This is a genomic window from Niastella sp. (genome assembly GCF_045805085.1).
Taxonomy (GTDB): domain Bacteria; phylum Bacteroidota; class Bacteroidia; order Chitinophagales; family Chitinophagaceae; genus Niastella.
On the sequence record NZ_JBJMLX010000513.1, the window covers coordinates 1 to 7,392 of the forward strand.

Here is a 7,392-nt window from a genome sequence, read left to right on the forward strand (position 1 = left end):
GCTTTTAAAAATCCGGCTGTAGAGGCTGTGTATGGCGATCTGCAATATGTGAAGCAGGATAATATTGAAGTAGTGACTCGTACCTGGAAGTCTGGTAAATACCAAAAGGGGTTTCTCTATTATGGTTGGATGCCACCACATCCAACTTTTTTTGTACGCCGGCATATATATGATAAATGCGGGCTATTTAACACTTCATTACGCTCTGCTGCAGATTATGAGTTAATGTTGCGTGTTCTTTTAAAATTCGATGCCTGTGCACAATACATTCCTGAAGTGTTGGTTAAAATGCGTGCTGGTGGAATGAGCAATGCTTCCTTAAAAAACAGGTTAAAGGCCAATAAGGAAGATAAGATGGCCTGGAAATTGAACGATTTAAAACCCTATTTCTTTACTACGTGGCTAAAACCACTGAGAAAAATATTACAATTTAACCCGATTAAGATATGGCAAAAGTAGCATTGGTTACAGGGGTAACCGGACAGGATGGTGCATATTTAACCGACCTGTTACTGAAAAAAGGATACATTGTTCATGGTATCAAACGCAGAAGCTCTTTATTTAACACAGAAAGAATTGATCATTTATACCAGGACCCACACGAGTCGAATGTTCATTTCAAATTACATTACGGTGATTTGACCGATTCAACCAACCTGATCCGTATCATTCAGGAAACGCAGCCTGATGAGATCTATAACCTGGCAGCTATGAGCCACGTGGCTGTAAGCTTTGAAACACCGGAGTATACCGCAAATGCCGATGGTATTGGTACCCTGCGTATCCTGGAAGCTGTACGCTTATTGGGCCTCACGAAAAAAACAAAAGTATATCAGGCTTCTACTTCTGAGTTGTATGGCCTGGTGCAGGAAGTGCCTCAATCAGAAAGAACTCCGTTCTATCCCCGTTCACCCTATGCAGTTGCAAAAATGTATGCTTACTGGATCACGGTGAACTATCGCGAGGCATATAATATGTATGCAGTGAATGGTATTTTGTTCAACCACGAATCACCATTACGCGGTGAAACTTTTGTAACCAGAAAGATTACGCGTGGTGTGGCAAAAATTGCCCTTGGATTACAGGACAAAATTTATCTCGGCAACCTGAACGCACAACGCGACTGGGGTCATGCCAAGGATTATGTGGAAGCTATGTGGTTGATCTTACAACAGGAAAAACCTGAGGATTATGTAATTGCCACTGGTGTAACTACCCCGGTACGGGATTTTGTACGGATGGCCTTTAAAGAGGTTGGCATTGAATTGGAATTCAAAGGCAAGGACGAAAATGAAGTGGGTATTGTGAAAGCCTGCAATAACCCCGAATTCAAGCTGGAGATCGGCAAAGAAGTGATAGCTGTAGATAAAAGATATTATCGTCCTACTGAGGTTGACCTGTTGATCGGCGACCCCACCAAGGCGCAAACTCAATTGGGCTGGAAACCTAAATATGATTTGCCTGCATTGGTGAAGGAAATGGTGGCTAATGATGTGGACTTGTTCAAAAAAGAGAAATTATTGCAACAATCTGGTTATTACGTACGTAATCAGTTTGAATAGGATTTATTATAAGATTTAATTTTAACATTCATCATAGTTATTACCGTGAATAAAACAGACAAAATTTACGTAGCCGGTCATCGGGGTATGGTAGGCTCTGCGCTTGTTCGGAAGTTGAAAAAGGAAGGATTTGAAAATTTAGTACTGCGTACATCGGCTGAGCTCGACCTGCGTAACCAGCAGGCCGTGCAGGAGTTTATGGATCAGGAGAAGCCGGATTACGTTTTTGTCGCCGCTGCCAAAGTGGGTGGCATTCTGGCCAATAATACCTATCGCGCCGATTTTATTTACGATAATATTATGATGCAATCGAACATCATTCACGAATCCTGGGTGAATGGTGTTAAAAAGCTCATGTTCCTGGGGTCATCCTGTATTTATCCCAAACTGGCGCCGCAACCCCTGAAAGAAGATTACCTGTTAACAGGGTTGCTGGAGGAAACAAATGAGCCTTATGCCATTGCTAAAATTGCAGGTATAAAAATGTGCGATGCCTATCGCGCTCAATATGGTTGTAATTTCATTTCGGTAATGCCTACCAATTTGTACGGCCCCAACGATAATTACAGCCTCGAAACTTCGCATGTATTGCCAGCATTAATAAGAAAGATCCACGAGGCAAAAATGAATAATGCGCCATCTGTGGTAATGTGGGGAACCGGTACGCCTAAACGCGAGTTCCTGCATGCCGACGACCTGGCCGATGCCTGTTTCTTTCTGATGCAAACATACAATGAGCCAGGCCTGGTAAATGTTGGGGTTGGTGATGATATTGCTATAAAAGACCTTGCGTTACTGATTAAGAATGTGATAGGTTACAACGGTGATATTGAACATGACCTGAGCAAACCAGATGGCACGCCACGCAAACTGATGGATGTTCAAAAATTGAACGGCCTGGGCTGGAAAGCAAAAATTGGTTTACAGGAAGGACTTGAACGCGTGTACAAAGAATTTTCGCAACTATACGCTGCCGGAGTGTAGATTTGTTGCTGTATCAATATAATAAGGGGAGTCTTGCATGTTTTCTATTTTTAATAAGAAGCCAAAGATCCGGCTTGATCTGAGCGGAGTGGGTACTGATATGCATTCGCATTTATTACCCGGTATCGACGATGGATCGCCTGATGCAGAAACCTCTCTGCAGCTGATTGCCGGTTTGCAAGACCTGGGCTACCGGAAATTTATTACCACTCCACATATTTTGTGGGATATGTATAAAAATGATGCAGTGTCTATTGGCGCCGCGCACCTCGAGCTACAACAGGCACTGCAACAGAATAATTCGAGTGTTCCAATAAAAGCGGCTGCAGAATACTTTCTCGATGAACATTTTGATGAATTACTGGAAACCAATACACCCTTATTGACCATCCACGAAAACTGGGTGTTGGTTGAGTTCTCTTTTGTTACCACTCCTCTGAATTTTAAAGACAAGCTGTTCAACATGCAAATGAAAGGATACCAACCGATCCTTGCGCATCCTGAACGGTATTTGTATTTTATGAGTGACAAAAAATGGTACGATGAACTGAAAGACGCAGGGTGTTACTTTCAGTTGAATATTTTGTCGCTCGCCGGGTATTATGGCAAAGCTTCGCTTCAGCTGGCCCAATACCTGTTGAATAAACGATATATAAACCTGCTGGGCACCGACTGTCATCACTTCCGGCACCTCGATACGCTACGGTCTGCCAATAACATTATGGAGCCGGTACTATCCCTCCTCGATAGCGGCCAGTTGTTAAATCCCACCTTGTAAGTATTTTCTTCCCAATTGTTTAAACAATTTGTCAATGCCCTTTGTAGTTAACTGTATATGAACGCGTTTACCATAAAGGACCTGGAAAATCTTTCTGGTATTAAAGCCCATACAATTCGAATATGGGAACAGCGCTATTCCTTTTTACGCCCGCAACGTACTACTACCAACATTCGCTATTACACCAATGAAGAATTAAAAATTGTTCTGAACATCGCCCTGCTGAATAAATATGGGTATAAAATTTCCCATATAGACAAAATGAGTGCAGAAGAGGTACGGGAGAAAATTGTATCACTTTCGCATGCGGAAGCGCTGCAGGAACGGCTGGTGAATGACCTGCTGCAATATATGATCGATCTTGACCTGGAAAAATTCGAAGACCTGCTGGATAACTACATTCAGGCCAAGGGGATCGACAAGGTCATTAGTTTCCTTATTTTTCCGTTTCTTGACAAAATAGGCATTTTGTGGCAGGCCAGCCAATTACATCCAGCTCAGGAACATATAGTTACCAATATCATTCGCCAAAAGCTGATCGTTGGTATTGAATGCGTGGTGTCGCATATAGCGGTTAATAAAAAAGTGATCCTTTTTTTGCCTGAAGGCGAGTACCATGAGCTGGGTTTGTTGTACACCTACTACCTGCTTAAAAGCCGGGGTGTGCAGGTAATATACCTCGGCGCTAATGTGCCTTTTCATGATCTGGAATTCATAACCTCCTATAAACAACCCGATTACCTGTATACTCACCTCACCTGTATTGCCGGCAATTTTAATTTTGAGAAGTTCCTCAGCAAGATCCATCAACACGCTCCACAGGTTCAGATAATTGTTTCTGGTCAGCTTACCAATTGCAATATGAAAAAATTACCCGCCGGTGTTCTCCTAAAACGTTCATTATCAGAAGTTCTTGAGTTTATTGCGGCACTTTAAGCAGCTTTTAATCATCCCTTTTTCATTTTCTTAACAAATATTTTAGCCTATTAACCGTCAATCTATATAGGGGTAGGATTTTTCTGTATTGTCATATTCCTGCAATACATGGGCTGGTTTGATTATTTATAGAATTATTAAGCACCCTGGATTTTTTCAGTACGCGAATTCTGTTTAAATTTGTGATGTAATTATTTAAACACTTTTTTTATGTCGACGGTTGAATTTAATCAAATGCTGGTGAACAATGCAGAGTTTTTGAAGCCGTTTGCAATAACGTTAACGAGAGACTCTGAGGCTGCGAAAGACCTGTTTCAGGAAACGCTGTTTCGTGCATTGTCCAACAAGGATAAGTATAGTGTAGGCACAAATATCAAGGCGTGGCTGTATACTATCATGCGCAATATCTTTATTAACAATTACCGGAGAAAAGTTAAACAGAATACTATTTTTGATAGTACTCCTAATGATTTTCTGATTAACCAGACTCAAAGCGTTGTTGCTAATAATGCTGAATCAAATTTGCGGTTAAAGGATATTCAGGAAGCTATCCATAACCTGCCACAGATATTCAGAAACCCATTTCTGTTATATTTTGATGGTTTTAAATACCATGAAATTGCAGATATGCTGAGCGAACCACTGGGTACCATTAAAAGCCGGATTCACTTTGCCCGTAAACTGTTGAAAACGCAGATAGAACGGCATTAAGTGAACTGCTTTTAGAGTAACCAGGGTAGTAGGGGTTATCCTGTATCTATCGAATATCCGGTGCCTTAAGTTGTGTGTCATTTACCTTCCTTATTTAGTATTGAATTTCTTTTATTCAATAAGCAGGCTTTTTCTGTGCCTTCGGGCATGGTAACACCATGATTATTTAGCAACTTTGTGGAATGAGTAAAGTAACTGACGTAATATTGGTAAATGAACAAGATGAGCCCATTGGTGTAATGGAAAAAATGGAGGCTCATCGCAAAGCCGTATTACATCGGGCTTTTAGCGTTTTTATTTTCAATAGTAAAGGCGAAATGTTATTACAGCAGCGTGCCATGAGTAAATACCACAGCGGTGGTTTATGGACGAATACCTGCTGCAGTCACCCGACCCCTGGGGAAGATACTTTACAGGCAGCCACCCGCCGGTTAAATGAAGAAATGGGTTTCACCACCTTACTTGAAAAGGTTTTCGATTTTGTATACCTGGCCGAATTTGAACATGGGTTAACAGAACACGAGTTCGACCATGCTTTTGTTGGCATGTACGAAGGCAGGATAGCGCCCGACCCAATGGAAGTAAAGGACTATTGTTTTAAAAGCCTTGAAGAGATAGCAGCTACCTTACAATCGCACCCGCAGAAATACACGGCATGGTTCAATATTGCATTTCCTAAGGTTCAGGAGTGGGCGGCAGAAAACCTGTTGAAGAAGGTAGTGTAAATATCACCCTTTCGCATCAACGTTACAACAACTTACATAGTAAAGGAACACCCTTATTGGGTTGTAAACATATTGAGGATTTTAACGAATTGAAGCAGGACATACTATGATCCTGCTTTTTTGTTGGGTATTTTCGATTTGTAAAAGATCCAATAACTATCGAAGCAGGCCCCGTTTTTAAAACGGTATCTTATGAACAAAAGTTTACCCAGGACCTGTAAGAGGTTATACGTCAATATCTATGAAGAACCAATAAGAACAGCCTTACAGGTGAGCAAAATTACCTGGATCCCTCGTTTACCGGGGGATTTTTTTTTCACCATATGTTCCTTCGGCTATTACTGCTTTAAAAGCATATAAGCAGGAATATCCAATGCTTCGGCTAATTGAGCCAGTGTATTAAGTGTAACATTCACCTCGCCATTCTCCATTCTGCTTATTTCGGCATTGTCAATATTACAAAGCGCGTATAAATCGCGCTGGCTCAAGCCCTTTTCATTTCTGAAGTGGCGCAGATTTGCGCCGAATGCTTTCAATATCTGGTGGTTAGCAGCCAATGGTTATAGTATTAAAGGGTTAAGATGATAATTTTTTTTAATTTTTCGGCTGTGATATAATACATCATATTAAAATAATTATTATCTTCGTTTAAGCATTATCAGGGGGTTGCACGGTATGCCAGCCGGTTAGGGCTGTTTACCAATTTCAATGATATTCTTCACCATTAACCATTTTGTTATGCGGTCCCTGAATAAAAATCCTGATTGGCATAATCAACCACTCCGGCTAAATGAAGAAGAGTTAAAGAATCCCCGCTTAATTATCGATAATTTTTTTGAGTGTTATCATTTGCAGGAAGTCCGGCACACGTTGTGGAACTGGCTGGTAGAAATTGTAAGCAGTAGCCGCAGCATTTCCCAGGAAGGGCAACAACGAAACAATCATATTTACTTCTATGAAAAACTGGAAGCACTCGTAGAAGCTGCTTATTTAATTAATCAACGAACAGATTTATAAGTCCTTCTTAAAATAGGTTTTCACGGTTCTTTATGGAGGGCTTTTAGATGTATGTTTTAGGATGGGGGATTCCTGCACCTTTTAAGTACCAATCCGTACCCTATTTGTTTGTTACATCAAAGGTAAAATAGTAGCCGGGTAACCGGTACCTGGAAATCCGGTAACCAGGGGATTTATAGTCCGAAAGCCATTCTTTATTCAATTTCCTAATTAAGTCGCAGAATGGATCTTTCTTAATCAATTGAGTATTAGGTAAATAATTTTTGAAAATTATCTAATATTTTGCCCGTTTGTGCCAAACCAATCGTAATGAAGTAAATTTGCCCGCCGCATGCGCGGCCCCCAATCAAAGGAGAAGATTCATGAACAATTTGTTACAACAGTTGGCTAAGGACCTCGAAGGTGAATTGTATTTTGATAAAACAATGCGGGTTTTGTATGCCACTGATGCTTCGGCTTATCGCGAAATGCCCCTGGCTGTTGCCATACCGCGAAATGTAGATGACATCAGGAAACTTATCAACTTTGCTCATACCAATAAAACATCATTGATACCGCGTACGGCAGGCACCTCCCTGGCGGGACAGGTAGTGGGAAATGGCATTATCGTAGATGTTTCCAAAAACTTTACACAGATACTGGAACTGAACGCCGCCGAAAAATGGGTACGCGTTCAACC

At 41.2% G+C, this 7,392-nt stretch carries 9 protein-coding genes and 1 pseudogene; 9 read left to right on the top strand and 1 reads right to left on the bottom strand.

Annotated elements, in window-relative coordinates:
• The 7 genes and pseudogenes from ACJ751_RS26760 to idi all read left to right on the top strand — a co-directional run.
• Positions 1-459 (top strand): annotated as a pseudogene (locus ACJ751_RS26760) (glycosyltransferase); the annotation flags it as partial.
• On the top strand, positions 447-1,562 hold the full coding sequence (gene gmd, locus ACJ751_RS26765) for a GDP-mannose 4,6-dehydratase (RefSeq protein WP_407748606.1): 1,116 nt from the start codon (positions 447-449) through the stop codon (positions 1,560-1,562). The pseudogene ACJ751_RS26760 and the gene gmd, both read left to right, overlap by 13 nt.
• Positions 1,563-1,607: 45 nt before the next feature.
• The gene (locus ACJ751_RS26770) at positions 1,608-2,546 is read left to right on the top strand and encodes a GDP-L-fucose synthase family protein (RefSeq protein WP_407748608.1); all 939 of its coding nucleotides are present in this window, start codon (positions 1,608-1,610) and stop codon (positions 2,544-2,546) included.
• A 37-nt stretch (positions 2,547-2,583) separates the two neighbouring features.
• Positions 2,584-3,324: a tyrosine-protein phosphatase gene (locus tag ACJ751_RS26775; protein ID WP_407748609.1), complete on the top strand. Its 741-nt coding sequence runs from the start codon at positions 2,584-2,586 to the stop codon at positions 3,322-3,324.
• A 57-nt stretch (positions 3,325-3,381) separates the two neighbouring features.
• Positions 3,382-4,260 (top strand): MerR family transcriptional regulator, encoded by an 879-nt coding sequence (locus ACJ751_RS26780; protein WP_407748610.1) that lies wholly within the window; start codon positions 3,382-3,384, stop codon positions 4,258-4,260.
• Between the two features lie 210 nt (positions 4,261-4,470).
• Positions 4,471-4,971, top strand: coding sequence for an RNA polymerase sigma factor (locus tag ACJ751_RS26785; protein ID WP_407748611.1), 501 nt, complete (start codon positions 4,471-4,473; stop codon positions 4,969-4,971).
• Positions 4,972-5,153: 182 nt separating this feature from the next.
• Complete coding sequence (gene idi / locus ACJ751_RS26790; protein WP_407748612.1) at positions 5,154-5,696, top strand: isopentenyl-diphosphate Delta-isomerase; 543 nt, start codon at positions 5,154-5,156, stop codon at positions 5,694-5,696.
• A 338-nt stretch (positions 5,697-6,034) separates the two neighbouring features.
• Here idi and ACJ751_RS26795 read toward each other — a convergent pair whose 3' ends face one another.
• Complete coding sequence (locus ACJ751_RS26795) at positions 6,035-6,232, bottom strand: helix-turn-helix domain-containing protein (protein ID WP_207631546.1); 198 nt, start codon at positions 6,230-6,232, stop codon at positions 6,035-6,037.
• A gap of 202 nt (positions 6,233-6,434) precedes the next feature.
• Between ACJ751_RS26795 and ACJ751_RS26800 the strand changes: the two genes are divergently transcribed.
• Both ACJ751_RS26800 and ACJ751_RS26805 read left to right on the top strand, forming a co-directional pair.
• A complete protein-coding gene (locus ACJ751_RS26800; protein ID WP_407748613.1) occupies positions 6,435-6,713 on the top strand; it encodes a hypothetical protein in 279 nt (92 codons plus the stop codon).
• A gap of 362 nt (positions 6,714-7,075) precedes the next feature.
• Positions 7,076-7,392 (top strand): FAD-binding oxidoreductase (locus ACJ751_RS26805; protein WP_407748614.1); only part of this gene is annotated, 317 nt, incomplete at its 3' end.